A 21,769-nucleotide genomic window follows, 5' to 3' on the forward strand; every position below is an offset into this window, starting at 1 on the left:
ATTTTTATTCATCATCCTTTTTTCCGGTGATGTGTCCGGATAATCACGCCTTGGCCAATCGCTTGGCCTCCGCCCTATCGGATTGCCTTGCGGCGTAGGACATCAACGCGCCTATTGCAAGGGCTCCCAATAGACCCACGCCCACTGCGGTCAATGGGTTTTTTTTGAGCCTGTCCCAAAACCCTCCCTTGTGCTGCATAGGCAGGTTGTCCAAAATATCTTGGTAATCTTCCTTAAAGGTTTTGTCCCCTGGGGTACCGCCGCCCGGGGTCAACACGACCCCGTCAAGTTCAAACGCCTTTTCATCCAATGTAAAGGTCAGTTCCCCCCCACCTTTGGGTACCCTGAAATATCTGTCGGCATAGCCCAAATGGGAAATCTTCCAACTTTCGTCAGATCTGGCATCCCCGATAATGAACTCACCGTAAAAATCAGTGGTCGTCCCCACGTTCTGGGGGCGGAACTGTGTGGTCACGTGCGCTCCTATGAGAGGCTGCCCATCCTTGTCTATGACTTTTCCCTTGAATACCATGGCTCAAATTTTATGCTTCAACAACTTTTGGCCCTGACGATGTGATGGCACCAAGGGCCAAACCCCCGATAAGAAGGTACCAAAGCCAGTTCCCCCCCAATTTCTTTTGGCCCGCCTGGATGTTCTCCAAATTGTCGGGCGTTTCCGTTACCACCATATCCCCGCCGGACTTTGTTGTGACAACTTCCCCTTTGGGCTGGACGGTTTTTGTCGGTTGTACGGTCTGTACGGGTTTTACAGTCGGCTTGGGGGTGGTGGTGTTGGCCACCGGTGCCGGTTTTTTGGATATATAATAGGCATACCCATCGCGGACATCCACAACGATCATCGTATTGGTGTCAACATTCGAGGACCGTACCCAACGGATGGCTTCCTTGATTCCTCGCTGCGCCCTAATAAGGGCGGCATATTCCGATGGGGTTATCTTATCGATATTGACCGTCTGGACGGATTTGCCCCCACTTGCGGTCCTTGTGGACAACTCCAACTGTGTGACCTTTGTTCCGGCCGTTTTTGGGTTGTCGCAAAAACAGTTGTAGAGTGCGTCCTCATAATTTCCATGGTGGCCCGTTTGGGCCAAATAGAGCTCTAAATCCTTCGTTGTCATAACATTTTACTTATGGTTAAAAAACACCTGGTATCACCAAGCTCAGTTCATCGATCTGCTCATCGTCCAGTTCCTTTGCCAACCACTGGGACAGGTTCATCTTGACGCCACCCAGGACAAGTACCGATGATTCGCCGGTAATTATTGATCTCCTGGGCTCACCAAAGGCTTTGCTCATCAAGACATAGTCCTGTATGGTCCTGCCCTTGAAAACATTCTTTATCCGCTCGAACTCGGAACGGCTGACCCCGCCAATGGTGTGCATGGCCTCCAACAGGATGGCCGCGGATGTCTGTGCCTGCGCCAAGGTGATGGTGGCCCCGTCCTTTACCTCGGATGGATTTCCGTTGTCAAAGTTCCCTCCACCCGCATTAGGGTCATCCTTTATGGAATCCAAAGCATTCCCCGCGGTCCTTCCGACCTTGTAGAGAAGGAATAGCGAGGCCACCCCCAAAACCCCGTAAACCAAGGTCATCGGGTTGGAGGCGACACTGTTCTTTACCCTTTTCGATGTGGCCTTTATGCTGTCAAGGGCCGTGGATGTGGTCAAACTTTTCATCAAATGAACATTTTCAGTTTTGCAAACTGGAGATCGTTCCGCAGGTAATTCCTTGCCTTTGGGCTTTTCACCAGTTTTGTAAGGTTCTTTATCTCGGTGTCCGTCAGTGCGTTGACCTCATTTAGACACTCCAATCTTTTCATGTCCGCCATGGGCGAACCCGTACTTTTAACTTCCAGCTGCGGCATCGGACATCTCGTTTTGGATTATCTCGTAGAGCTTATTGGCAAAATCGGGTCTATGGTACATCGCGGCAAGGGCGTTCTCCAGTATCACCACCTTTGCGTCATCGACTTCCTCGGCGCACACATATTCTATCAATCGCTGTTTGGCCTCCGAAATTCCCGTGGCACTTCCCATTCCCAACTGCTGGTTGGCCGCTCCCGCCTGGCCTTTGGAGAGTATCGTCTGGACCACTGGTCCCATGTTCTCTATAAGGGCCTTCAAGTTGTCGGAATCCATCCAGGACTTGGTCGCCAATTGGGTCTCTTTTATAGCGAGCTCCTTTTCACGGGTGGCGTTGTTCACCTTGCCCTGTAGGTCACGGTTGTCAATGACAAGAATGTCGTTCTCCTTTTTGTAGCGTTCCATCTCACCCTTATAGTGATCGGACATTTCCGCTTTCTTCTCCAAGGTGACAAGTTCCCTATAGCCCAGTCCGGCCCCAAGTGCCGCCGCCCCAAGTCCTCCCATGTGGTGCATGACCTCCTTCTCAAATCCGTTTGGACTGTGCCGTGGTGAATGGGCCTGTGGTTGCGGGGGTACTGCAGTAAAGGTCTGCTGATGGTCAGGGGTCTGTTGGGCCATGTTGTTCTGTTGGACATTTCCGGAATTTTCCAGTTCCCTCCTTCTGTGGCTCAGGTCAAACTTTTCCGGTTTTCGGTTCTGGGCAAAAACCGAAGTGTTGCCGCTGGTCCTCTTGAACTGGACATACACCTCATTGAGTTTTTTCCGTTTTATCTGGTCGTCGAAATAGGCGATCAAGTCTGGAAAATCCGATGTTTCCACCGTTTCCCTTTTCAATAGGGAGTGGCCGGTCGAATTCTCGTTGTAGATGAGCCACTGGTTGTTGTTAAGGTTCTTGATACGCAGGAAGTTGTTGGGGTGGTCCCCCAAAAAATTTTCCCAGTCCTTGATGACCTCTATGTAGCTCTTTGGTTCTGTATTCATATCTATGGGGATTTATGTACAGTTCTGCTTCGGCGGGTTCGTGTCGAACTCACCGGTGATCTTGGTGTACACCACTTTTACCTTGTGCGTGTGGGCAATTGCGGTGTTGGCAACCTTAAAGGATATGTTGAAAGTGCCCTCCTGCACCACAAGGTCCGGGGTCGAAAAATGTTCCCCGGGATAAATCTCGTCACCGTTGATCACGGCTATGGAGTTTTTACCCTGGTTGTGGAACTGTGGGGACAGCATGTCATTTGCATCGAACTGTGCTGTCGCCACGGTCACCAGTTTGAACGCGGTATATCCTTTGGCCAGTTTCATTAACTATAGATGTTTTCGTCCTGTTGGATAAGGAAAAGGACCTCCAATCCGAAATCCGCTGCGACATTTGCCGTTGTGCTCAAAGTGATGTCAAGATTTCTGTCGCACTTGAAGCTCACGGGCATGAAGCTGTCGACGAACCGGCCTCCATTGGTCTTTTGCAAAAACTTATAGTTCATGGTCTCAACGACCTCGTTCCCACCATCCTTGATACTGATCTGTACCGGTGTCGCGGGGTCTGTCCCAAAAGGGACCACGGCGATACCGACACACTTTCCTGCGGGCAGTTTCAGGTTGTCCTCGGCTTGGGGCTCACCCGTCACGATGGTAAGGGCCTTACTTTTATGTTTCCAGTTTATCATCTTACTGATTGTTTAAATTCTACGGTTTAAAAAAGCCCTGCCTTAACAAAGGCAAGGCTTCTTGGGTGCTAGGGTTATGTGCGGGCCAGGATTATTTCTTCTCCTTGCGCTGCGTCTCGTAACCGGAAATCTTCACGAAGATGTACTGGTTTGCCGTAGCAGCGGCGGGCATGGAAACACCTGCCGGGAATTCAAGGTCGATCTCCACTTCCTCATCATCCTTTAGGTATCTCAGATTCTCCAGTTCTGCATAGCCGTCCTGTGGGTTCTGTGGTGTTCCCACGTTGATCAATGAGGAAACGTTCTTCTTCAAAACTTCCCTTCCATCCTGTCTGATCACAAGGTCGGCGTTGTACAATGCCGCGATGGGGGCGGTGTTATAAACAAGGTTGCCCTCCATATCGGCGGCGGCATTTGTCGCATATCCAACAAAAATCTTGTTGAACACGACCGCCCTGTTCTGGGACAGCCTACCGTTGGCATCGAACGATACCACACCGCGCAACTTTTTGGTGTTCGCGTCCAAAAGCGGTGTGATCGTGGTCGCTGAACTGATGTTCTTCTTGATATAGAGATCGACAGGGTTCAATGTGATCTCGGGATTCGTGCCCTGACCGTCGTTACCTTTGATCAGGCTTTCCAAGGATGCGGAGAATCTGTCCGCAATGGCAATGATGAAGCTCATCACCATCAAGTGTCCTACTGTGTTTTTCATCTTTCTAGTTTTTGATGTGTATTATTTGGCGAGCGGGATTATCCCAAGTGGTGAAAGACGATGGTTGTTGTATTTTCCGGTTACACTCCTGCAGGGTCGGTGAACGCTTCACTTTCCACCATAGTGGTCGCTGGAATGGTAATGGGGGCATCATTGACACCCCTTCGGGCCAATAGTTCCTCGTAGAAAGAACTGTCCGGGGCGGCGAGGCCCACTGATTTTTTCACATAGGTCTTCAATGTGGATGGCTCCCCATTGTCGGCCCAACCTGAGACAATTGGCTGCAGCAATGCGGTCAACCCCTCGGTGAACTGGATGAGGCTGGCACCGACCGCAGCGGACTGCAGGTGCTTGCCCACCATGGACTTTGGTTTGCTCTTTCCGGCTATGATGCCAGTTACAAGGCCAAGGCCAAGTTTCCCATAAGCTCCCCCTGGAATATGGGGGGCGACGATCTTGGAGCCCATGGCCCCCACCGCTCCCGATACTAGTACCAGGCCGGTATCTTTGACTGAATCAACGATATTATCCTTCATCTTGAAATTATTTACTGTTTAACTTTATTGGATTTTCTCCCGTTACCAGTGCGCTTATCGCAAGGGCCGCTAGTGCCCCCCCTGCCAACAGGCCGAAACCTGCCTTGGATGGACCGGTGCTTCCTCCAAAATTCACCTTGCCGTTCTTGTCGACGTATGAATCCGAAATGTCATTGTTGGAGTTGGTCGGGGTATTGTTTTGGGTCGGGTACCTGTTCAGCACCAACCTGAAATTCGGTATCTGGTAATTGACCACCGGTTGGTCGATCTTTGGGTCCGCGGCATAGGTATGGGTGCGCGTACCGATTTGCTGTAGGTCATGGCCCAGTGTTCTTGCATGTTGCTTGAACGCCTCGATAACTTCGGATATGACCCTGTTGAAGCCACCGACCGATACCTTCAACCCATCACGGGTGCAGTCCCTTGCGCCACCCTGTTCGAGCCACCATCTTCCCTTGATGTCCACCCCATGGGCGTACACCATATAGTCGTTGACCGCCCTTTCAAAATTCTCGATGGAGCCCAACAGAATCTGCTGCGCCCTGTTCTTCATTTCCGGGACCCTCTCTGCAAGCATTTTCTCCGCCATTGCAGGGTTCCTGGACGCGCCCCAACATTTGAATTTGAAGCCGTTTGCGAACAATGCGCCAAAAGTCTTGTTGTATATGTCCTTGGGGACTATCGATGTGATAAGGGAGAGGGCCTGTCCGACGACCGGTACCGCTCCCGCGGCCTTTCCTACAGTGGTGGATGTCGCATTGAAATACCCGCTTGTCCTTGGGAGTTGGCTGGTGCTGGTCAGCACAGGTGCCGTAATGGTGACACCAAGGCCCTTGGCCTCTTTCGAGTTCAATGGGATCGCAAAAAGGTCCTTTATCGTGGGCTCAATTCCCGCCTCAACAAATTTTGCGAAACGCTCGGTGGCACGGTTGGCCGCCGATACGGGCAGTCCCTTGTTGACAACAAGGTCGGCCAGGAACAACTGGAACCTTTCGATGGCGCGCATGAAAAGTTCCCTTTCACCGCTCGGCACCGCAGCTGCCATCCCAATGACCGAACGCGTCTGTACCCCGGACTTTGTTCGCGGTGATACGACCTCATAGGTCTTTACAATGGGCTTTTTTTTCTGGACACATGAGCACCCCTTCAATCCGGGGGCCGCCAATCCATACTGTGGTAACGATACTCTGCTCATCAATTCCTCACGTTTTTCGAGATAGGGAACCTCCCTATTGCTCAGGACGGTAGCATCAATGACCCAATATTCACTGGGCCTGCGGACCGTCAATCTTTTTTGGTCCTTGGGAACGATCACATAGACATGGCTCCATAATGTGGGGTCGATACCACCACTGGGCCAATTCGGGTTTGGCTGCCTTACCTTCCTGAAATAGTGCTTGATGCCCAGGTTGTTCAGGATCGTACTGGCAATGATGCTGTAGCTCTTGCAGTCTATCCCCTGAGCTCTGGTCTTCCAGGCACAGTTCGGGCTTTTCAGGTATTGCTTCTCCCCGTCCATCCTATACTGGAAATGCCAGTACAGGAAATTGTGGATTCTGTCGACGATGTTCTCCATTGGAAGTCCGGCCAGTTCCCCAAGGGCAAAATCCCTTGTGTGGCCAGTGTACCTTTCGGCCCATTCCTTCATTTTCCGGATGGTCAAAAAGGTGTCGCCCCTACCGAAGCTGGTGAGCTCACAATCCGAGCCCTTGAAGTATTTTTCGTACTTGGTGCCCGGCAGAATGCCCCTTCTCAATGCTTTGTCGACCTGTTCCATTCCCAAAATTTCAATGACCTTTCCGGTTTTTGTGGTATAGGACAAGGTGCCTGAGATGACACCTTGACCCTAACAACAATGCTTTTACCACTTTTCGCCAGAATTATGGAAACAAACATGGCCAACACTGGGTTATTGGGGTGCAGGGTCGTTGGGTTAATGGCGGGGTTGTTGAAGATTATCGGTGGGTAAATCGGTTAATGGTTCGGTTGTTCGGTTTTTTGGTATAATTTTGAATACCGTACAAAGCCAAATATTCACCGCCATGCCACATCCAATATCCTATACCAGTTACAGGACATCCAAAAAGAAACTGTTGAAGAAATTGAAGCCCTTTGCCAGAAGGGAGTTCTCCATGTACATAAATGCCATTGTGGCCGACACCCGCAATATTCCACTGTCGGATGCCAACCAGATAAAATATCTCAGGAGCGATGAAGTGGTGAAAATGTTGGAAAAGATAGGGGAGCCGTTGGAGCCCTTTGGGAAGCCGGTCACGATTGGGAGCAGTCGGCTGACCCGTTTTGACCTATCGATAAAGGTGCCCTATCTCAGTGGGTTGGTCCTGAGAAGGAACATTATCAGGATAATGATGGAGAGCCGTGGGCTCGGTTTCAAGGATGTCCGCAGCAAGAAGATACTGCACAGCAATGAGGTAATGGAGTTTTTGAGATCGATCGGGGAGCCGGTCACCCAACCGGCTCGGTGAGGGCATATTCCTTGGCGTGTTCCAAAAAATCCGGCAACCTTTCCAAGGGCACAAGTCCCAAAACATATTTCAACATTGACACTTGGTCGGGGACAAGGGCCTTGGTCATGATGGCATTGATGTCCCTTCTGAGCTTCTTATCGTAGGTGAGCCACTGCACTATTCTTTTCTTTCCGTTCAATATTGAGGCGTGGTTCCGGTCCAGGTGCCGACCTATTTCCTTCAAGCTGCCATAGTTGAGCTCATAGGCCACGTAGGAGGCCGTGTGCCTGGCGTAAATGGTCCGCTCCTTTTGACAATCGGAAAGTATCGCGGATTTTTCAACGTTTAGGTGTTGGGCAATGATGTCCAACAAATTGTCCATGCTCTGGGTGAAGTGTCTTTGGGTCTTATTTTCCATGTTATAGGTCGTTGTCGGTGAATATTTCGTAGAGAATGGTGGCCATGTAAGCCATGATCAAAAGGTATATGGCCAATACAATCCCGATGGCCTGCGCGTCACTTATCATTTCAAAAAGTCTTTTGGCTTATCGGTGATCTCAAAACTGTACACCCATACCCATGGGTTGGCATCAAATGAGCTTTCTCCATTTATGGAAATCCATAGGGAGAAGAAACTTGTCCTTGCGGAATCAAAATCACCAAAAGCTAGAAACTTAGATGGGTTAATGTAATTTTTATACCCAGGGGCGAACGCATGTTTAGCAATACCCTCAGCGATTGCACTTTCATTGGAAATATCATGGAGCCGTTCAATCCGGACATCCAAAACCCTCAAAAACAGTCTGCAGGCATCCTTGGGCATGTGGATGGAGGGTTTCCATTCATCATTCAACATCAATGATTTTGTAGGATTGTCGGCTTTGTATACAAAATCTCCTGCTCCCTGGGTCCAATGACAATCGTATTGCCAAGTTTCCCTGACCCATATCACATCCCCTATATGGCCGTAGGGCATCCTTATTTCCCTGACTTCGCCGGTCCCCTTTCTGACGAAATTGGCGCGCAGTTCCTTTATTGACATTGTGCAGAAATCCCAATCGTCCGGATTTTGGTTGATCTCCCTCAACCCGTTCGTCCTACGTGTCTCGGTCTTGATTTTTTTTAGTATCCCGCTGACCATTTCGGGCTTGTACAACATTGGTGATGTTTTCATTGTCTCATAATATTTAGATTTCCTTTTGCAGTTACCTTGTTTATCCTGGCTACCTCCCTAACCAGTATTTTGTTCGTTATCTCAGGATTGGATGTGAAATGGTCGAACATTTCGGACATTACCAAAAAGGTTTCCACGGAATACCTGTTGTCCGTTCTGATTATGTTCCTTGTCCTGAAATCCACCAATGTCCTGGTGACGACATCAAAACATTTCTCTCCATTGATGTCCAATAGATAAACCGAAATCCTTTTGTTTGGAAGTCTGGCTTCCAGGAATTTTATTACCTCAATTTTTGTTTCCTCCATATTTTTCAGTTTTAGGCGGCTTTTTCCAAATGTTTCTTTATTGTCGAATAGTTGCTCTCAACAAGACTTTGGGCAATCAAGGGAACAACGGCGTTGCCGATGAACTTTTTTTGGTCCGTCTTGGTTCCCTTCAATTTGTACCCCTTCGGAAACCCTTGAATCTTCAAGAGCTCGGGTATCTTCAACATCCTCATTTTGATGTCCACAAGTCCATGGTATGCCATGAAATATTTAATCTTGACCGTCATTTCACTGTCGCCATGGAAAACTATAACCCCAAAACCGGAGGACTCCCGACAATTGATCATGGAAAGTGGTTTCTTGTCCTGCCTTGCGATGATTGTGGGGCATGGTTCCTCGACACTGGCCCCCTTGGACTGGAACTGTGGGTTGACCAGATAGTGATGGTGCCTTGAAGCTGTTATTGTCCTATTGGGGCCATCGACATCCGACCCAATGTTTGCGAAATTTGTGTCCATTATCCATGGTTTGGCACTTACCAGGTTCATTTTTGGATTGGTGGTCAACGCTCCGGATGGGCCGTTGATGTCGCTGGGGGTAGACTTCCCGAATTGTTGGTCCATAAAGTTACAGGTGGCAAGATTGGACTTTGGGTTGGTCAGGATTGAGGGTGCAGGACCGTGGATATCGGTATGCTGGCCACCTCCCGAATAACTGTTGACCAGAAAATGGGGTGTTACCTGGGCAAGTTTATCCTTGGTCACAATGGTGGGGCATGGTCTCTCCAATGAATGGGCATTGGATTTGTACTGGTAGTCCAAAAGGAAGTTCGCTTCCACCTTGGCCACCCTGTCCTTTGTGGTTACCGTTGGGCTTGGTCCCTCCACCCCGTGTAATCCACCGTTACCGTAATAGGTACTAAGGAAAATTGCCTTTACCTTGGCATGGCTGTTTTGGGTGGTCACACTCCCAATGGGTTCATCCATCGACTTGACCCTTTGAAAGTCGTTTCCTGAATTGTACACTTTGGTAAATTCTTCGTCACCGTTAGCCACAAACTTGACCAATCCGGCATAAATCCGTTTCAAGGTGTTTTCTGAAAGCGGCTTCTTACGCTCGAAAATGGAACTCCCTTCGTCATCCAAGTCCAAAACTTCCTTGACTGGCCTCCATTTCTTCAATTTATTGGGAAACATTCCTTCGCTCTCCGGAAGTTCTTTGGCGTGCGTGGGCAATGGCCAACCTATGGGAAGGTCCTTTTTGGCAAATTGGCCGAAGTACCTGAGCCTTGAAGTATACGCCCCATAATCCGCGGCGTTCAACAACCTGAAATCATAGTTGTACCCAAACCCCTGTATCCGATTGCACCATTTCACGTAGTCCTTGCCGTTTTTTCTTGACACGGGGCGGCCATTTTCATCCAATGGGCCCCACGCCATGAACTCCCTGACGTTCTCGATAAATATATAGTCCGGTTGAAGTTCCTCCACGTACATAAAAAGACTTTCGGCCAAGGTCCTGCTGTCCGCATCTCTGGGCAGGCCCCCTTTTGCCTTGGAGTAATTTGTGCACTCCAACGATGCCCATAGGTTGATGTGGCAGTCCGGATCTTGTACCCGTAGTTTCGAGACAAGCCTCCCCAGGGTGGCAACAACTTTTTTGTCCCTTACATCCTCGGTGAGGTGCAGACAGTCGGGGTGGTTTTCCTTATGGCTATCAATGGCCATTTGGTCATGGTTCACGCAAGCGATGACGCTGGCATTTGCTTTCGATAGGTGTATTCCCGTTGTGGTTCCTCCGGCACCGCAGAACAGGTCAATCCAATAAATCTTCATAAAAGTGGTGTATTATTTGGCGTTTAATAATTGGTTTTGTCAAAATTTTTGATTTCACGTCTGAACACCTCAAAATTAGAAGTCCAGAAAACATATCCATCCGGACGAGTAACCTTGTGTTGCCCAAAATCAAAATACTGGATTTTGAACCCCCTGTATTTATGTTCCGGGAATTTCATTGGTCTATTGATTCTGTGGTGTTCAATTTTTTGAGTTTTTCCATTAAGTAGTGTTTTTTTAATCTTAAAGCAATTGTTTTGAAATCTGTTCCTTTATATGTTCCATGGCAGGGGTCTGGGAAAAGTCCCTTTCCCCGTTCACCTGGTGCAGGGCGTCGATGATCACTATTCCGGCGTGTACAGGTACTTTTAGGCTCTTGTTCTGTCTTTCCCTGTCAGCCAATGGTTTTGAAAGTTCCCTTTTGGAAACCTTTGGCTCCAACTTGAAGTACACCTCCAAACAAATACTATGATCCTTTGCCTCATTGGACATTGGGGCGCGCGCACCCAGGTCGTTGAGTATGGCCCCATACCTTTCCAAGGCCCAGGAGAGGGTCCTGAAATACTCGGTGCTCATTTTGTCAATCGTGATGTCGTGCTTAATCATACCGTGATCATTTCTAATTGGTTGCCCATACGGTCATAGAGACCTATCTTGTTGCAATGGTTGAAGATTGGCCTCTTTCTGGCCCTTTCCAACATATTTTTCTTGATGGCCTCCAACGGCTTTTTATCCTCTTTCAAAAAGGACCAAAACACAGGATTCACCAAATTCCCCTTTGGGTCCCGCACCTTATAGGGGCTGTTGGGGTCCCGCAACAGGAAAACCATTTTGTACCGGCTGCAGTTGGGACAACTCTCGTGGTCCCTTTTCTGGTTGCCGCAGGTACATCGCTTACTAGGCTTTTTGGTGCTTCTGTTCATTTTTTTGGTCTTTTGGGTTCACGTTCAAAAATCGAATAGTCAATATCCATGGAAAGCCCGAACATGAAATAGGTCTCGCGCCTTGCCTTGGTAAAGGTTGCCTCCCCATCTAGGTATCCCCGCCGTATGGCGTTGTCGAAATCAACGGTCAACCATAGGTCTCGGCCGACCCGAAAACTGTTCCTTATGTGGACTATGGGGTGTATGTCCCCATCATCGACATTGTAGCCCATCCCTGGACCGATCTCAAAACGGTGCCTTCTTTCACCGAAACGGTACTTTACATAGAACTCGCCTGTGTAATAATTGTCGGTGTTCAAAAGGGTGTACCTGACGTTTCCGGAGATTCCGATGTTGTTTTCCAAAAAATGGGACAGCCCAACGCTCCATGCGCTGGTGTTCCCGTCCATCCGCTGGGATACATCGGCCACACCAATGTTCATGTGCAGCTGTGCGGTGGCCCAAAGAGGGGCCAATAACAAAATAAATCTGATTTTTTTCATTGTGGTGTCATATTTGGCGTTAGTGATTTTTTGGACCATATCCCGATATAGATGGGTGTGGGCCTTGGTATTTGGTCAAACCACCTCCCATATCGTGGCGGGGGTGGAGTGTGCCCTTACGTTCTTGGTCCTGCCATAACCCTTCCTGCGGACAAGTCCCATTTTTCGTGCGCGTAGAACTATTGCGCCCCAGGCCCTGTTACTGGGCGGATCCGGAACTTTTCCCTTGGATGCCTCCCTTACCTGTTCGACCATGAACTCCTTTGTGGTGGTCAGGTAGTTCCTCATAAAATTGAAAGCCCTCTCCGACCAATTGTCGATGGTTGAATCGGCGTGGTCCACGGCCTGCTTTATCCCTTTGTCCCTGAGCATTTCGGCCCGGTCAAAATCCAGTTCCTGTTGTTTCGATGCTTTTTTCATAGTGGTTCAATATTTGGCGTTGTAAGTGGTGTCAAACCTTTTTCAATTTGCTCTTTTCAGCGGCCTTTACCTTGTGGCCATTGGTGTACATCTTCCCGAACTTTCGCTGCTGTGCCTCGAATGCCTTGAAAAGCCTGGATGCCGATTTCTGGTTGGGGGCCTCGAAGTACAGATGGCCGTTGTAATGGTACTTATAGTACCGCATTGGGCTGCGCTTGTCGGCTATCGCCTCCGTAACTTGGTCATAGTCCCTTTTTTTGTCCAGAATTGGTTTCAGGACAAAGGAATAGAGCATGATCATCACGAAGAAGAAAGTGCAGGTGTAACAAAAGATGTTGATGTAAAATTCCATATCATTTTTGGTTTTTGTTGTTGATGAACACCGTCCAGTGCAGGTCAAAATCCCGTTTGAGCTCCGATGGCAGGTTGTCGTTGGCATACTGAAAGAGTTGCATATCGTCGATATGGCCCTTGGCGTGCTGTGAAAACTTCCTGAAAAGACGGTGCTTGTGCAGGCTGTATACCTTGCTGCGCTCCGCTATCTTCCGGAGGCCCTTTCCGAACTGGGCGATCTCATGGTCCAGGGTCGGTGCCTTTTTCTCGATTTTCTTGTAATGGTGCAAAAGGGTTCCGGGTGTCGCCGCATGGGGGTTCAGGTAGACCTCGATGTGCGGTGGGTCGAACATGCCGCGGTCGATGCGCTGCTGTGCCCCATGCCGTTTACTGGTCATTGTGAACACCAGTTTTCGGTAGCGTTCCAATATCGTGGACTTGTCCAATGAATGGCCGTTCCGGTTGTAGAAGAAATAACTCTTGGCCCAATCCTCATATAGCTTGAACACCAGTTTGTGGTAGAGCCTATAGCCGGTCTTGAAGCGGTACAGCCTGGCGAAATACACAAAGAGGTTCTGCAGAATGAGGTCAACGTACTCGAAATGGTCCAGATTTCCAGAATTCGACTCGAGCACCAGTTTGTTCAGGGGTGTGATATCGGCCTCGGAGCACTTCCCATCGGCCAATTTAACGGAAAAGTCCCATGATGGGAGAAGGCTTTCCCTGAGCTCGTCACTGTTCCTTGCCGAAATCGTCGTCCCGTCACCTTTGGCAGGGGTTGTTCCCTGCCCTGGATTTTCTTGGACACCCCTATGCAGCGGGATGTTGCCGGCCACACCGGTATTCCTAAGGTTGTCAGCTGCCGTTGCGTTCATGGACGCACCCCCTTTTTCGGTGGTCCCTGCAGCCATTCCCGATTGTGGGGATGGTCGATCAACGCCCGCTTTTCGGGATGCGGTACCATTTTCGGGATTTTCCCCGGGCGATCGGGCCCCATTTTTTTTCGCCGCGGGAAATTTTTCGCCGCCGGCTGATTTTTTTTGTTTTCTGCCCATCGGTGCTCTAGTAAAATCCTCCGAAGGAGGACGCATGACCGGTAAAAATCCTGCGCTGTCATCGGGGTTTTCGCTTTCCCCTACGGATTTTTTCGTTATATCAGATGTTGACTTGTCAACAGCGTTTAAATTATTTTGTGTTATTGCTCTAGTAAGGGTGTATATATCCGTGCATTTTGTGCTATTTAACATTTTAAGAGGCTGATTATCAGACACCATTGTTTTTTTGGAAAAATCGTCGGATATGGCCATTATCTCGGGGTTGACAAAGTAGTTAACACCCCTTTTATGGCCGCGGCTGGACCTGTCCTGCAGCACCCCCGCTTCCTCTAGGCGTTTCTTGTGCCTTCGCAGCGTGGCACGGGACTGGTTGGTCATCCTGGACCCCCCGACATGGGTCAGGTTCTGCAGGTGGCAGCTGTTGATGTCCACCTTCGGGATGGTGACGGGCTCGCTCTTGCCCTTTTTTCGGAAAACCGGGAGCATTTTTAACAGATCGGTCGCATATTTCCGGAGCACCAGGTCGAAGAAAAGGCGGTGCTCGTTCTTCAACGGCTGGACCTTTCGCAATTGGTAGACCTTCATCCCCTTCTTTTCGTTTTCATGCCGGGCCAGGTTGTTGTACCTCCATACGTCCATCGCCGAATTCGCCTCCAAAAAGTTCTGGGAGGCGAGCCAATAGGCTTTGGGAGCCTCCGATTTTTCTATCTCGGCACTGACACTATTGTTATATTTACCGATAAAGTGGTTCGCCTCGTCCACCCTTTGGTTGTAGTGTTCCTCATAGGCCCTGTACCTTTGGCGGCAAAGCGAGAGGGCGGGCTTGTCCAATACCGGCCATACGGCCTTCAATGGATAGTGGTTGTACTGTTGCCACTCGGCCGATTTGATGACCGTGACGGCGTTGTTGACCCCTGCCACCTTTTCGATGACCTTACATACCGGCAGGCCGGTGTACGTTCTCTTTGCTGTGTTCCCCATAATCAATTTTTTGTAGGTTGTTCCAATGAAATCAAAACCCTTCCATCGGCTCCCTGGTAGTGGAAGCCCAATTTTAAGATGTTGCAGAACTGCACAAGCTCGTTGAGCAGTTCCGTGTCCTGGGGATTTATATAGATGGAAAGGAAGGATGCGCGGGCAAAAACGGACATGTCCACCCCTACCCTATCCTTGAACCGCTCACAGAAAGAACTAACTGTAAGTTCGCAGTCCATTCCAAAATAATTGCCCTCAATATGGGGCAGCGTCAATTTTATTTTCGCTGTCATTTTTTCTTCTCTTTAATGGTCCCTGCCGGAAAACCGGCTCTTTGTCCACCTGTTTCCGATGATGGCTCCGGGACAATCCCGAACAACATGAACTGCTGGTCCGGGGTGAACCAGGTATCGATGGTCAAGGGCATGAGGCTGGCCATCATCCGTTTTTCCGAGGGACGACATTTCTCATAATTTTTCAACTGGTCCCTGTAATACTGTTTAAGGTCAATGTCCAACCATTTCGGCCAAGAACTGTCCTTGCACCTTTGCCAAATTATCTGTTGGCACTTTCTGTCAAATTCACGTATGGCCATTCGCCTATAATGCCGGTAAAGGTTGACCCCCAACATTACCCAAGCGAACACGGCCAGTATCACCAGTTCCTTGATCATACATCCTCCAATTTAAGTTCGACAATTGCGTGGTCACCGTGCTTTGTGAAAACATAGCGGTATTTCCTGAACAGGTACTTGATGCGGTTCTCCACTACGTGGTTGCAGTTTTCCGCATCCCTGAACATCAGTCTCAGGTATACGATGGAGCCGGAAAACCGTTGCTCGAACGATTTGACATACCTGCAGTTCCTGATGTCCACATATAGGGGGTGGAGGCATTCGGGTGTCTGCAGGAGGTTGGGCACCTCCATGAGGTTCTTTTTCTTTCTGAGCGGTTGGACCAGGTGGTAATTGGCGACCAACGGCGGGGTCATTGTGGTGTTCATATTTGGCGTTTTTAAATGGTCTTAGATGATGCTCCGTATCTCACGGTTCCTCATGTTATAGATTTGCTGCAAAAGCAGCATATAGTTCTTGTCGGTGGTCTGCTTGTCCATCATTGTGGGGTGGGACCTGATCTTCTGCTCCATCATGTCGATGTCCCATTTTCCTATCTTCTCCAATTTGTGGACCGCCCTGAGTAGGTTGATGTCGCGATAGAATTCGTACGGCCCGAAAAGACGGTCCGCCAGCATGATGAAATCCTTGGCCCATTCCAAGTGTCTTACCTTGAATTCACCGTCCATGAACTTGGCCGCATCGTCACTGGAACTCCTGGGCACACCTGCCATCAGCAGGCCAAGGGCCAGCCGCAACTGTACCTTTTGCTCTTTCATAAACCCCTTCAATACCTTATAGTCATCAATCCCCAACTTGATATAACAGTTGAGGAAATCAATGTATTTCCATTTGTCCGTATTGCTGTTCATGCGGGCGATGTCCCTAATGGAAATGTCCTCGGCGACCACATAGTGGATGGGCATTTCCAGCTTCTTGCTCGCCTTGAAACGATGTTGGCCGTCAATTATCTTCATTTTTCCCTTGTCCTGGCACACTATCACAGGACAATAGGGAAAAAGGTTCAGCCCGTTGTTCACGTCATTGATGATACGGTCGACCTTTTTCTGTGAAATGGAACGGTTACCGGTGATGATCTGAAATCTTTCGTAATCTGTTGTCTGTTGTATTTGCATTGTGCTGGGGATTAAATTATTTTGGTACGGCATAGCCAATTATTTTGGCCCTTCTATTGGAAGTGGGATCGCCTTCATAGACCGGGTAGGGGTAGCTCCTTGACTGGGAGGCGTGCTTTTCAGCCTCTAGTATTGAGCCGTGGAGGGTTGTCCTTCCCTCTCTCAACCGCTTGTCGATGGATACACCGTATTCCGTGTAGAATTTGAATATTGTCCCGTTCATACTATGGAGGTCTGTAGATTTGGAAAAACCTGGGGCCGGTGCAACGTTCCCACAATATTGTGGCCTACATCATATATCTGTTTTGGGCACTTGACCCTTCTTCCGTTCTTGTACTCCAAGAGAAAGTAGTGCGGCCCATCCATGGGATAAACGGACCGCACACTTTTCGGGGAGCTTCTCTTGATAAGATTGTATACAAAGGGCTGTTCCAATTTCAATGCCCTTTCAAAAATGGACACCTCCAAATTGAACCTTTCCTCTTTGGTAAGCCTTTTTCGCCTGGGGTTGATTATGTGCTTTTTGCGGACCACATCCTCAAATTTGATGGGCATCGTTTTAACGTGTATGCCCTCCAAATACACTTTTAACCCAACCGATGTTTCAACTGTTTCCAACATGACTAGTGCTGTTTCAATGTTCATGTATTGCTTTTTGGTTGTTTCCGGTGTTGGCCCTAACCTCAAATCTTTTGATGAATTCATTGTAATATGCAGGACCCTTTGGCTTACTGGTACAGTTAGGAAGGTTCCTGCTGATGTGGACTATAATGGACTGTAGGTTGCCCGCAATGTCGGGGTAATGTTCCTTCATGTCCAGCAGCTGCGAAATATGGGCAGCTGACGTCTCTTTTTTTTGTGGTGTTTGGCTCATGGTGTAAAAAATATTTGGCGTTTTTCGTGTCCATAAGGGAGCGGGTGCACACGCATCTACCGCCCCCTTCCATGAACACCAGGCTTTATTGCCCCTCGGTCCTTACTCGAACTTCACAAAAAGTCCGGTCTCTATCTTGGTAATGTCGGTTTCCGTCCTGGCCGCAGCGTTTCTGTACACATGGGTCAGGAAGCCGAATTGGTCTATAAATCCATCAGTGACCCCCTCAACAACATCTAGGGCATTCTGCACATCTACAGGTTCCACCTTTATCTGGGGAATCTTCTTGCCAAAGGCTGGGGACTCCCGTGTTGCCTTTTGACGGCGGTGTTCCAAATCCTTGGCTATTTTCTGGGCAAATTCCGAAACAGGTTTTTCCTTGGCCTTTCCCTCTTGGCCTTTTTCTTCTTTAGGGCCGGTGCTTTCCTTTTTGGCTGTTGGGCCACCGTTTTCCTCCCCAAGGATGGAAAGCAGTTTTTCAGCCTGTTCAATGGTAAGCCTGTGACTGAACTTTACTTCTTCAATAAGTTCGTTGTGCTTTAAAAACTCAAAGAACTCTTGGGTGTCCCCTGCATAAAGGGCAACCTCAATATTTTCTGAGCCCGATTCTTTGGCCTCCGCAACCAAGGTCTCGATCTTGGATTTTAATTCTGTTGATTCCATATAATTGATTATTGTTTACTTCATAATTGCTTCACAGTAGCCCATAGGGTCTTTTAGTATATCCATTGCTCGGGCGTGGTCAAATTTGTTGATGGCATCAATACCGGCTTCCCAGTCAACAACCCCTATGGTCAAGGTGACAATGGCATCATCTTCCAGGCCAAACATCATGACATAATCGGCCCTTCCATCAACTTTATCATTTGGGGTAAGGAACAGTAGCAACTGATCTCCATTGCCATTCTCTATTACTTTGCAGAATTTTGACATACTTCATTTTTTAAAGCCGGTCTTTCCCGGCCGTCAGGCTCTCACTTTTTGGATCCTTGCCATCGGAATCCTCTAGGTTTGTGGCGGGAGGCGGACTCGAACCGCCGACCTGTGGGATATGAGCCCACCGAGCTAGCCAACTGCTCCATCCCGCTATTTTTTCTTATTTGACAACCAATTGATCACTAAAACCAATACAAACCCCGCTATGAAAGCTGCGATATGCTCTAAGGCCGATTGGTCGATACTGGTCATTTCAACTTCTATTTAGTTCCCCCAACACTCTGTCATTGTTTTCGTTGGGTGTGTTTTTTAATTCTCTATCTTTGCAAAGAGCCGGATGTGGTGTCCGGTTCATCTTATTACTTCACCATTGGCCGTCCGGCCATGTTTTTGGTGGTGTAATATTTGGCGAGCGGGGGGTGGTACCCCCGCTTTTTTGTGGTGCATTGGCGAGCAGGTCAACTGGTGTCGATTTTCTTTTTCATCATGCCGATTCCTTTACATTGGTCGCATCATGGTATGAGACCCCATGGATTCTTTTAAACTCCAATATGATGCTGCTATAAATAAAACGGCCCTTCTTCTTCGATCTCACAATCTTTGAATCAGGGCTATTGACTTCCTTATAAAAATCCTTTTCGCCAAGTCCCAGTATCGCCATTGCGGTTTCCCTGTCGACCACACCGATACGGATGTCCTGGCGTTGTTTCGCCAAAAGCATCCGAAGTGTGTTATCGTTGATGACATGGGTCTTTTTCATTATCCGGCGATTTTATACTTGTTCACAGAATCTTGTAGGTCTTTGGTCACAAAATCATCCAGAGGCACATTAAAAAACAGGCATATCTTCTGGATTTTTGTAATCGACGGCATGGCTCTTTGGGTGACCCAACTACTTATGTTACTGCTACTTTCACCAATATAGTGGCCCAATTCCTTGGCTTGGAGTTTGTTCACATATAACAAGAGCTTTATGTTGCTGGCAACAAAGTTTTCAGGCTCTGCTATTTTCTTGTATATTGGCATTCGTATTTAATTTGTTTAATGCGAAAATAGACATTTTTAGTCTAATTCAGACTTAATAGTACTAAAAATATTTTTGAATTTGGATATTGCTTACAATCTGAAACATAATTTTGAATATATCATGCGAATCAAGAACCTTTCGCAGGAGGTATTTGGTAAATCTGTAGGTATTACTCAGAAGAAAGTCAGCAATATTCTTTTGGGGAAAACTAATGTTTCAGTTGAATTACTAGCCAACATAGCAGCAGTATACAATTACAGTGTGGATAGTCTAATGTTCGAAAAATTGGACAATCCATTGCGCCAATACAGCGAATTTGAACGAATAAATAGGCAAGACAACGATATTTTACCAATAGAGGACACTTCAATTGAAGACCTTGTAAACGAGTTTAGGGGTAAAATGAAATCCATGGAAGACAAGTTAACTGAAATCCATGAAGTGATAATGGAGCCTGAGATTTCCAAGGCAGTGGAGAAGATGGCCCAAAAACTCATGGACAATCAAATAAAGCGGTCAGGACCTAAAAAGGAGTAGTTCAATCATCTCCTGCTTTTCCTCCTGTTTTTTTTTAGAACCCATCTGCAGGTATTCCTCATAGAGCCCCTTTGCGATTACCTCATATTCCTGCAGCGTCAGTTCGCCATTGTCGAACTGTTCCATGGCCTCCTCAATTTTAACGATAAGTAGTTTGTACGGACTCATGTCGATTTAGCTTCCCTTTTCTTTTTCTCGGTTTTTAGCTTTGAATCAATCCAAAGTTGGAGGAACTTCACTTTGTCTTTGAGCTCGTTGATCTTGTCAACTTTTATTTTTGTTATGAAATATGACAAGATTGCTCCCAGTACGCCCATGGATACGGTAAGGGTGATGTACCAAGCATAGGGAAGATCAAGGCGTTCCACCGGGTCCAATATCCATGCAAAAAAATAGGCTCCAACGACACCCCCCATAAAACTGAGTATCATGTCAGCGCTTTTTTCGTAGCGGTCTACCGTTTGGTGGCTTTTTACCATCAGCCGCAATGACAGTACGGTTATGATTATGCCAAGGCCAAGAGACCACATGAGGCTACGGCGGCTTGGGTAGTTGAAATATCTGTCCTTGTAATAGGCGTCCAGCCTATCAAATTCAATGTTCAATTCTTTTAGTTCCTGGGAAAGTATTTTGGCTCGGGCACCATTGTGGTCCAGTAATGAAAAAAAGGCGGTATTGTCAATTTTCCCCTGCCTAAAGTCCTCGGCTCCGGAAAGTATCCCGGTATTCAGGGAATCAATTTGGTACTCGATTTTGGCCATGCTTGCTTTGACCATTGTAATATCGGCCTCCCTTCGGGGCAGAAAGAAGTGGGTAAAAAAGGCCACTCCCATCAAGATAGCGGCCCCATGGATTTTAATGTTGTGGAAGAGCTTAATTATCACCCTTCCCGCCACCATCAGGAACATCGTCCTTTTCCGTGGCGTTTTCGTCGATGTGTTTTGTCTGTTCTTTGATCGCGTCATACAAATCAACTGTTTCATCAGTGGTCTCTGGTCCACAAGAATAGGTGAACGTAAGTACCACCAAGGCCAATAAAGCAATTACTCTTTTCATAATGTAAAATTTTAGATTAATAACTACCTAAAATTAAAGCATTTGAAAAGTCGCGTAGGTCAATTCATACAACAGTTATCAAACATTTGTTAAGAACAGTCCTGAATGTATTGAAGATAAAGGGGAACGCAATATATGGGAATTCTTTTAACCGCCATTGTAGAAAAACCTTAGAAAAACTATGGTTTTTACCCAATCAGTCATTCTGTGAATTTTATCCCAACCGCTTTTTTACCGCTGCTGTAAAGAAGGGCATCCACCTTTCCCTTCCTAAAATCCTTTTCTAGTTTATTCAAGTACTTGGAAATATCCTGTTCAACGCTATTGTTCACCAGTCCCAAGGTCAGGAAAGACTTCCATTTCAGCCCTGGACCCTCTTTTGTAACAACAGTGTATTTTTTCACTGGCTCACACATTATGTAGACAGGAATACCGTTCATCACTTGGACTTCTGCCGTCCTATCGTCTTTTTGTCCGGTAAAATTTACCCCGACAACCTTTTTACCGTTCGTGTACACAATAGCATCCATCTGAACACCCTCCTTTTCTGCTTCCTTTTTTGTGTTGTTCACGAACGATGTAATCTTGGTGCTAATACTTTCGTTCAGTAGTCCGCCAGTGATAAAACTGCTCCATTTTATGGTATTACCGTTACCGTAAACCACTTCATAGCTGTTCGTCGGCTCTGACATGACATAGACCTCGATTCCATTTACTTTTTGAACCCTTGACAAATTTTGTCCGTGTGTCGCTGTAAAAATGATTGTTGCGAATAGAAGTATTATTTTTTTCATTTTAATGTTTGGTTGATTAGTTAAAAAAGCGGATAGCAA

The 21,769-nt window shown here is 47.7% G+C and carries 37 protein-coding genes and 1 tRNA gene; 2 read left to right on the forward strand and 36 right to left on the reverse strand.

Translation table 11 applies throughout. From position 1 onward, the window contains the following. Positions 1-43: 43 nt before the first annotated feature. From ACFOWS_RS02685 to ACFOWS_RS02730, 10 genes are all read right to left on the reverse strand, one after another. On the reverse strand, positions 44-532 hold the full coding sequence (locus ACFOWS_RS02685; protein ID WP_379762415.1) for a carboxypeptidase-like regulatory domain-containing protein: 489 nt from the start codon (positions 530-532) through the stop codon (positions 44-46). A gap of 10 nt (positions 533-542) precedes the next feature. Then, positions 543-1,139: a hypothetical protein gene (locus ACFOWS_RS02690; protein WP_379762416.1), complete on the reverse strand. Its 597-nt coding sequence runs from the start codon at positions 1,137-1,139 to the stop codon at positions 543-545. A gap of 16 nt (positions 1,140-1,155) precedes the next feature. After that, positions 1,156-1,698, reverse strand: coding sequence for a hypothetical protein (locus tag ACFOWS_RS02695; protein ID WP_379762417.1), 543 nt, complete (start codon positions 1,696-1,698; stop codon positions 1,156-1,158). Beyond that, a complete protein-coding gene (locus ACFOWS_RS02700; protein WP_379762418.1) occupies positions 1,698-1,886 on the reverse strand; it encodes a hypothetical protein in 189 nt (62 codons plus the stop codon). Before ACFOWS_RS02700 ends, ACFOWS_RS02695 begins: the two co-directional genes overlap by 1 nt. Beyond that, positions 1,867-2,868 (reverse strand): hypothetical protein, encoded by a 1,002-nt coding sequence (locus ACFOWS_RS02705; RefSeq protein ID WP_379762419.1) that lies wholly within the window; start codon positions 2,866-2,868, stop codon positions 1,867-1,869. The genes ACFOWS_RS02700 and ACFOWS_RS02705 overlap by 20 nt, the downstream gene beginning before the upstream one ends. Before the next feature lie 12 nt (positions 2,869-2,880). Next, complete coding sequence (locus ACFOWS_RS02710) at positions 2,881-3,189, reverse strand: hypothetical protein (RefSeq protein ID WP_379762420.1); 309 nt, start codon at positions 3,187-3,189, stop codon at positions 2,881-2,883. Next, on the reverse strand, positions 3,189-3,551 hold the full coding sequence (locus ACFOWS_RS02715; RefSeq protein WP_379762421.1) for a hypothetical protein: 363 nt from the start codon (positions 3,549-3,551) through the stop codon (positions 3,189-3,191). The genes ACFOWS_RS02710 and ACFOWS_RS02715 overlap by 1 nt, the downstream gene beginning before the upstream one ends. A gap of 91 nt (positions 3,552-3,642) precedes the next feature. Further along, positions 3,643-4,266: a hypothetical protein gene (locus ACFOWS_RS02720; RefSeq protein ID WP_379762422.1), complete on the reverse strand. Its 624-nt coding sequence runs from the start codon at positions 4,264-4,266 to the stop codon at positions 3,643-3,645. An 80-nt stretch (positions 4,267-4,346) separates the two neighbouring features. Beyond that, positions 4,347-4,733, reverse strand: a complete 387-nt coding sequence (locus ACFOWS_RS02725) for a hypothetical protein (RefSeq protein WP_379762423.1) — start codon at positions 4,731-4,733, stop codon at positions 4,347-4,349. Between the two features lie 76 nt (positions 4,734-4,809). Then, on the reverse strand, positions 4,810-6,624 hold the full coding sequence (locus ACFOWS_RS02730; protein ID WP_379762424.1) for a hypothetical protein: 1,815 nt from the start codon (positions 6,622-6,624) through the stop codon (positions 4,810-4,812). A gap of 220 nt (positions 6,625-6,844) precedes the next feature. Between ACFOWS_RS02730 and ACFOWS_RS02735 the strand changes: the two genes are divergently transcribed. Beyond that, the gene (locus ACFOWS_RS02735; RefSeq protein ID WP_379762425.1) at positions 6,845-7,288 is read left to right on the forward strand and encodes a hypothetical protein; all 444 of its coding nucleotides are present in this window, start codon (positions 6,845-6,847) and stop codon (positions 7,286-7,288) included. Here the strand turns inward: ACFOWS_RS02735 and ACFOWS_RS02740 are convergent. The 22 genes from ACFOWS_RS02740 to ACFOWS_RS02845 all read right to left on the reverse strand — a co-directional run bounded on the left by ACFOWS_RS02740 (position 7,269) and on the right by ACFOWS_RS02845 (position 19,342). Next, complete coding sequence (locus tag ACFOWS_RS02740) at positions 7,269-7,688, reverse strand: helix-turn-helix domain-containing protein (protein WP_379762426.1); 420 nt, start codon at positions 7,686-7,688, stop codon at positions 7,269-7,271. The genes ACFOWS_RS02735 and ACFOWS_RS02740 overlap by 20 nt on opposite strands. 105 nt (positions 7,689-7,793) lie before the next feature. Next, positions 7,794-8,444, reverse strand: a complete 651-nt coding sequence (locus ACFOWS_RS02745; RefSeq protein WP_379762427.1) for a hypothetical protein — start codon at positions 8,442-8,444, stop codon at positions 7,794-7,796. Continuing rightward, positions 8,441-8,752: a hypothetical protein gene (locus ACFOWS_RS02750; RefSeq protein ID WP_379762428.1), complete on the reverse strand. Its 312-nt coding sequence runs from the start codon at positions 8,750-8,752 to the stop codon at positions 8,441-8,443. The genes ACFOWS_RS02745 and ACFOWS_RS02750 overlap by 4 nt, the downstream gene beginning before the upstream one ends. A gap of 11 nt (positions 8,753-8,763) precedes the next feature. Beyond that, a complete protein-coding gene (locus ACFOWS_RS02755; RefSeq protein WP_379762429.1) occupies positions 8,764-10,548 on the reverse strand; it encodes a DNA cytosine methyltransferase in 1,785 nt (594 codons plus the stop codon). Positions 10,549-10,791: 243 nt separating this feature from the next. Next, positions 10,792-11,154, reverse strand: coding sequence for a hypothetical protein (locus ACFOWS_RS02760; RefSeq protein ID WP_379762430.1), 363 nt, complete (start codon positions 11,152-11,154; stop codon positions 10,792-10,794). Beyond that, positions 11,151-11,471, reverse strand: a complete 321-nt coding sequence (locus ACFOWS_RS02765) for a hypothetical protein (RefSeq protein WP_379762431.1) — start codon at positions 11,469-11,471, stop codon at positions 11,151-11,153. Before ACFOWS_RS02765 ends, ACFOWS_RS02760 begins: the two co-directional genes overlap by 4 nt. Next, positions 11,468-11,974 carry a hypothetical protein gene (locus ACFOWS_RS02770; protein WP_379762432.1) on the reverse strand — a complete coding sequence of 169 codons (507 nt, stop codon included), beginning with the start codon at positions 11,972-11,974 and terminating at the stop codon, positions 11,468-11,470. Before ACFOWS_RS02770 ends, ACFOWS_RS02765 begins: the two co-directional genes overlap by 4 nt. 75 nt (positions 11,975-12,049) lie before the next feature. Next, on the reverse strand, positions 12,050-12,394 hold the full coding sequence (locus ACFOWS_RS02775) for a hypothetical protein (protein WP_379762434.1): 345 nt from the start codon (positions 12,392-12,394) through the stop codon (positions 12,050-12,052). Between the two features lie 31 nt (positions 12,395-12,425). Beyond that, on the reverse strand, positions 12,426-12,746 hold the full coding sequence (locus tag ACFOWS_RS02780; protein WP_379762435.1) for a hypothetical protein: 321 nt from the start codon (positions 12,744-12,746) through the stop codon (positions 12,426-12,428). Position 12,747: 1 nt separating this feature from the next. Next, positions 12,748-14,763 carry a hypothetical protein gene (locus ACFOWS_RS02785; RefSeq protein WP_379762436.1) on the reverse strand — a complete coding sequence of 672 codons (2,016 nt, stop codon included), beginning with the start codon at positions 14,761-14,763 and terminating at the stop codon, positions 12,748-12,750. A 2-nt stretch (positions 14,764-14,765) separates the two neighbouring features. Beyond that, positions 14,766-15,050 (reverse strand): hypothetical protein, encoded by a 285-nt coding sequence (locus tag ACFOWS_RS02790; protein ID WP_379762438.1) that lies wholly within the window; start codon positions 15,048-15,050, stop codon positions 14,766-14,768. Beyond that, positions 15,047-15,430 (reverse strand): hypothetical protein, encoded by a 384-nt coding sequence (locus ACFOWS_RS02795; protein ID WP_379762439.1) that lies wholly within the window; start codon positions 15,428-15,430, stop codon positions 15,047-15,049. Before ACFOWS_RS02795 ends, ACFOWS_RS02790 begins: the two co-directional genes overlap by 4 nt. Next, positions 15,427-15,759, reverse strand: a complete 333-nt coding sequence (locus ACFOWS_RS02800; protein ID WP_379762441.1) for a hypothetical protein — start codon at positions 15,757-15,759, stop codon at positions 15,427-15,429. Before ACFOWS_RS02800 ends, ACFOWS_RS02795 begins: the two co-directional genes overlap by 4 nt. Positions 15,760-15,780: 21 nt before the next feature. Continuing rightward, entirely contained in the window at positions 15,781-16,506 is a 726-nt protein-coding gene (locus ACFOWS_RS02805) for a ParB N-terminal domain-containing protein (protein WP_379762443.1), read from the reverse strand. Between the two features lie 16 nt (positions 16,507-16,522). Continuing rightward, on the reverse strand, positions 16,523-16,729 hold the full coding sequence (locus tag ACFOWS_RS02810) for a hypothetical protein (RefSeq protein ID WP_379762445.1): 207 nt from the start codon (positions 16,727-16,729) through the stop codon (positions 16,523-16,525). Beyond that, positions 16,726-17,151, reverse strand: coding sequence for a hypothetical protein (locus ACFOWS_RS02815; protein ID WP_379762446.1), 426 nt, complete (start codon positions 17,149-17,151; stop codon positions 16,726-16,728). The genes ACFOWS_RS02810 and ACFOWS_RS02815 overlap by 4 nt, the downstream gene beginning before the upstream one ends. Then, the gene (locus ACFOWS_RS02820) at positions 17,141-17,380 is read right to left on the reverse strand and encodes a hypothetical protein (RefSeq protein WP_379762447.1); all 240 of its coding nucleotides are present in this window, start codon (positions 17,378-17,380) and stop codon (positions 17,141-17,143) included. The genes ACFOWS_RS02815 and ACFOWS_RS02820 overlap by 11 nt, the downstream gene beginning before the upstream one ends. A gap of 102 nt (positions 17,381-17,482) precedes the next feature. Beyond that, on the reverse strand, positions 17,483-18,043 hold the full coding sequence (locus ACFOWS_RS02825) for a hypothetical protein (protein WP_379762449.1): 561 nt from the start codon (positions 18,041-18,043) through the stop codon (positions 17,483-17,485). 15 nt (positions 18,044-18,058) lie between these two features. Continuing rightward, positions 18,059-18,313 (reverse strand): hypothetical protein, encoded by a 255-nt coding sequence (locus ACFOWS_RS02830; protein ID WP_379762450.1) that lies wholly within the window; start codon positions 18,311-18,313, stop codon positions 18,059-18,061. 81 nt (positions 18,314-18,394) lie between these two features. Next, a tRNA-Met gene (locus ACFOWS_RS02835) sits at positions 18,395-18,468 on the reverse strand. 332 nt (positions 18,469-18,800) lie between these two features. Next, positions 18,801-19,076: a hypothetical protein gene (locus ACFOWS_RS02840; RefSeq protein ID WP_379762451.1), complete on the reverse strand. Its 276-nt coding sequence runs from the start codon at positions 19,074-19,076 to the stop codon at positions 18,801-18,803. Then, positions 19,076-19,342, reverse strand: coding sequence for a helix-turn-helix domain-containing protein (locus ACFOWS_RS02845; protein WP_379762452.1), 267 nt, complete (start codon positions 19,340-19,342; stop codon positions 19,076-19,078). The genes ACFOWS_RS02840 and ACFOWS_RS02845 overlap by 1 nt, the downstream gene beginning before the upstream one ends. A 121-nt stretch (positions 19,343-19,463) precedes the next feature. On the opposite strand from ACFOWS_RS02845, the gene ACFOWS_RS02850 reads away from it, so the two are divergent. Further along, positions 19,464-19,880, forward strand: coding sequence for a helix-turn-helix transcriptional regulator (locus ACFOWS_RS02850; RefSeq protein ID WP_379762453.1), 417 nt, complete (start codon positions 19,464-19,466; stop codon positions 19,878-19,880). On the opposite strand, the gene ACFOWS_RS02855 is transcribed toward ACFOWS_RS02850, so the two are convergent. From ACFOWS_RS02855 to ACFOWS_RS02870, 4 genes are all read right to left on the reverse strand, one after another. Further along, positions 19,860-20,048 (reverse strand): hypothetical protein, encoded by a 189-nt coding sequence (locus ACFOWS_RS02855; RefSeq protein WP_379762454.1) that lies wholly within the window; start codon positions 20,046-20,048, stop codon positions 19,860-19,862. The genes ACFOWS_RS02850 and ACFOWS_RS02855 overlap by 21 nt on opposite strands. Further along, positions 20,045-20,788: a hypothetical protein gene (locus tag ACFOWS_RS02860; RefSeq protein ID WP_379762455.1), complete on the reverse strand. Its 744-nt coding sequence runs from the start codon at positions 20,786-20,788 to the stop codon at positions 20,045-20,047. Before ACFOWS_RS02860 ends, ACFOWS_RS02855 begins: the two co-directional genes overlap by 4 nt. Next, positions 20,754-20,936 carry a hypothetical protein gene (locus tag ACFOWS_RS02865; protein ID WP_379762456.1) on the reverse strand — a complete coding sequence of 61 codons (183 nt, stop codon included), beginning with the start codon at positions 20,934-20,936 and terminating at the stop codon, positions 20,754-20,756. Before ACFOWS_RS02865 ends, ACFOWS_RS02860 begins: the two co-directional genes overlap by 35 nt. Before the next feature lie 200 nt (positions 20,937-21,136). Beyond that, positions 21,137-21,730: a hypothetical protein gene (locus ACFOWS_RS02870; RefSeq protein WP_379762457.1), complete on the reverse strand. Its 594-nt coding sequence runs from the start codon at positions 21,728-21,730 to the stop codon at positions 21,137-21,139. Positions 21,731-21,769: the final 39 nt, after the last annotated feature.

It is taken from the genome of Flagellimonas marina (genome assembly GCF_042651185.1).
Taxonomy (GTDB): Bacteria; Bacteroidota; Bacteroidia; order Flavobacteriales; family Flavobacteriaceae; genus Flagellimonas; species Flagellimonas marina.

What these genes read in the sequence shown, in the direction of transcription:
- ACFOWS_RS02685 (WP_379762415.1), bottom strand. Translation starts at nt 532, where the DNA reads ATGGTATTCAAGGGAAAAGTCATAGACAAGGATGGGCAGCCTCTCATA.
- ACFOWS_RS02690 (WP_379762416.1), bottom strand. Translation starts at nt 1,139, where the DNA reads ATGACAACGAAGGATTTAGAGCTCTATTTGGCCCAAACGGGCCACCAT.
- ACFOWS_RS02695 (WP_379762417.1), bottom strand. Translation starts at nt 1,698, where the DNA reads ATGAAAAGTTTGACCACATCCACGGCCCTTGACAGCATAAAGGCCACA.
- ACFOWS_RS02700 (WP_379762418.1), bottom strand. Translation starts at nt 1,886, where the DNA reads ATGCCGCAGCTGGAAGTTAAAAGTACGGGTTCGCCCATGGCGGACATG.
- ACFOWS_RS02705 (WP_379762419.1), bottom strand. Translation starts at nt 2,868, where the DNA reads ATGAATACAGAACCAAAGAGCTACATAGAGGTCATCAAGGACTGGGAA.
- ACFOWS_RS02710 (WP_379762420.1), bottom strand. Translation starts at nt 3,189, where the DNA reads ATGAAACTGGCCAAAGGATATACCGCGTTCAAACTGGTGACCGTGGCG.
- ACFOWS_RS02715 (WP_379762421.1), bottom strand. Translation starts at nt 3,551, where the DNA reads ATGATAAACTGGAAACATAAAAGTAAGGCCCTTACCATCGTGACGGGT.
- ACFOWS_RS02720 (WP_379762422.1), bottom strand. Translation starts at nt 4,266, where the DNA reads ATGAAAAACACAGTAGGACACTTGATGGTGATGAGCTTCATCATTGCC.
- ACFOWS_RS02725 (WP_379762423.1), bottom strand. Translation starts at nt 4,733, where the DNA reads ATGGGCTCCAAGATCGTCGCCCCCCATATTCCAGGGGGAGCTTATGGG.
- ACFOWS_RS02735 (WP_379762425.1), top strand. Translation starts at nt 6,845, where the DNA reads ATGCCACATCCAATATCCTATACCAGTTACAGGACATCCAAAAAGAAA.
- ACFOWS_RS02740 (WP_379762426.1), bottom strand. Translation starts at nt 7,688, where the DNA reads ATGGAAAATAAGACCCAAAGACACTTCACCCAGAGCATGGACAATTTG.
- ACFOWS_RS02745 (WP_379762427.1), bottom strand. Translation starts at nt 8,444, where the DNA reads ATGAAAACATCACCAATGTTGTACAAGCCCGAAATGGTCAGCGGGATA.
- ACFOWS_RS02750 (WP_379762428.1), bottom strand. Translation starts at nt 8,752, where the DNA reads ATGGAGGAAACAAAAATTGAGGTAATAAAATTCCTGGAAGCCAGACTT.
- ACFOWS_RS02755 (WP_379762429.1), bottom strand. Translation starts at nt 10,548, where the DNA reads ATGAAGATTTATTGGATTGACCTGTTCTGCGGTGCCGGAGGAACCACA.
- ACFOWS_RS02760 (WP_379762430.1), bottom strand. Translation starts at nt 11,154, where the DNA reads ATGATTAAGCACGACATCACGATTGACAAAATGAGCACCGAGTATTTC.
- ACFOWS_RS02765 (WP_379762431.1), bottom strand. Translation starts at nt 11,471, where the DNA reads ATGAACAGAAGCACCAAAAAGCCTAGTAAGCGATGTACCTGCGGCAAC.
- ACFOWS_RS02770 (WP_379762432.1), bottom strand. Translation starts at nt 11,974, where the DNA reads ATGAAAAAAATCAGATTTATTTTGTTATTGGCCCCTCTTTGGGCCACC.
- ACFOWS_RS02775 (WP_379762434.1), bottom strand. Translation starts at nt 12,394, where the DNA reads ATGAAAAAAGCATCGAAACAACAGGAACTGGATTTTGACCGGGCCGAA.
- ACFOWS_RS02780 (WP_379762435.1), bottom strand. Translation starts at nt 12,746, where the DNA reads ATGGAATTTTACATCAACATCTTTTGTTACACCTGCACTTTCTTCTTC.
- ACFOWS_RS02785 (WP_379762436.1), bottom strand. Translation starts at nt 14,763, where the DNA reads ATGGGGAACACAGCAAAGAGAACGTACACCGGCCTGCCGGTATGTAAG.
- ACFOWS_RS02790 (WP_379762438.1), bottom strand. Translation starts at nt 15,050, where the DNA reads ATGACAGCGAAAATAAAATTGACGCTGCCCCATATTGAGGGCAATTAT.
- ACFOWS_RS02795 (WP_379762439.1), bottom strand. Translation starts at nt 15,430, where the DNA reads ATGATCAAGGAACTGGTGATACTGGCCGTGTTCGCTTGGGTAATGTTG.
- ACFOWS_RS02800 (WP_379762441.1), bottom strand. Translation starts at nt 15,759, where the DNA reads ATGAACACCACAATGACCCCGCCGTTGGTCGCCAATTACCACCTGGTC.
- ACFOWS_RS02805 (WP_379762443.1), bottom strand. Translation starts at nt 16,506, where the DNA reads ATGCAAATACAACAGACAACAGATTACGAAAGATTTCAGATCATCACC.
- ACFOWS_RS02810 (WP_379762445.1), bottom strand. Translation starts at nt 16,729, where the DNA reads ATGAACGGGACAATATTCAAATTCTACACGGAATACGGTGTATCCATC.
- ACFOWS_RS02815 (WP_379762446.1), bottom strand. Translation starts at nt 17,151, where the DNA reads ATGAACATTGAAACAGCACTAGTCATGTTGGAAACAGTTGAAACATCG.
- ACFOWS_RS02820 (WP_379762447.1), bottom strand. Translation starts at nt 17,380, where the DNA reads ATGAGCCAAACACCACAAAAAAAAGAGACGTCAGCTGCCCATATTTCG.
- ACFOWS_RS02825 (WP_379762449.1), bottom strand. Translation starts at nt 18,043, where the DNA reads ATGGAATCAACAGAATTAAAATCCAAGATCGAGACCTTGGTTGCGGAG.
- ACFOWS_RS02830 (WP_379762450.1), bottom strand. Translation starts at nt 18,313, where the DNA reads ATGTCAAAATTCTGCAAAGTAATAGAGAATGGCAATGGAGATCAGTTG.
- ACFOWS_RS02840 (WP_379762451.1), bottom strand. Translation starts at nt 19,076, where the DNA reads ATGAAAAAGACCCATGTCATCAACGATAACACACTTCGGATGCTTTTG.
- ACFOWS_RS02845 (WP_379762452.1), bottom strand. Translation starts at nt 19,342, where the DNA reads ATGCCAATATACAAGAAAATAGCAGAGCCTGAAAACTTTGTTGCCAGC.
- ACFOWS_RS02850 (WP_379762453.1), top strand. Translation starts at nt 19,464, where the DNA reads ATGCGAATCAAGAACCTTTCGCAGGAGGTATTTGGTAAATCTGTAGGT.
- ACFOWS_RS02855 (WP_379762454.1), bottom strand. Translation starts at nt 20,048, where the DNA reads ATGAGTCCGTACAAACTACTTATCGTTAAAATTGAGGAGGCCATGGAA.
- ACFOWS_RS02860 (WP_379762455.1), bottom strand. Translation starts at nt 20,788, where the DNA reads ATGTTCCTGATGGTGGCGGGAAGGGTGATAATTAAGCTCTTCCACAAC.
- ACFOWS_RS02865 (WP_379762456.1), bottom strand. Translation starts at nt 20,936, where the DNA reads ATGAAAAGAGTAATTGCTTTATTGGCCTTGGTGGTACTTACGTTCACC.
- ACFOWS_RS02870 (WP_379762457.1), bottom strand. Translation starts at nt 21,730, where the DNA reads ATGAAAAAAATAATACTTCTATTCGCAACAATCATTTTTACAGCGACA.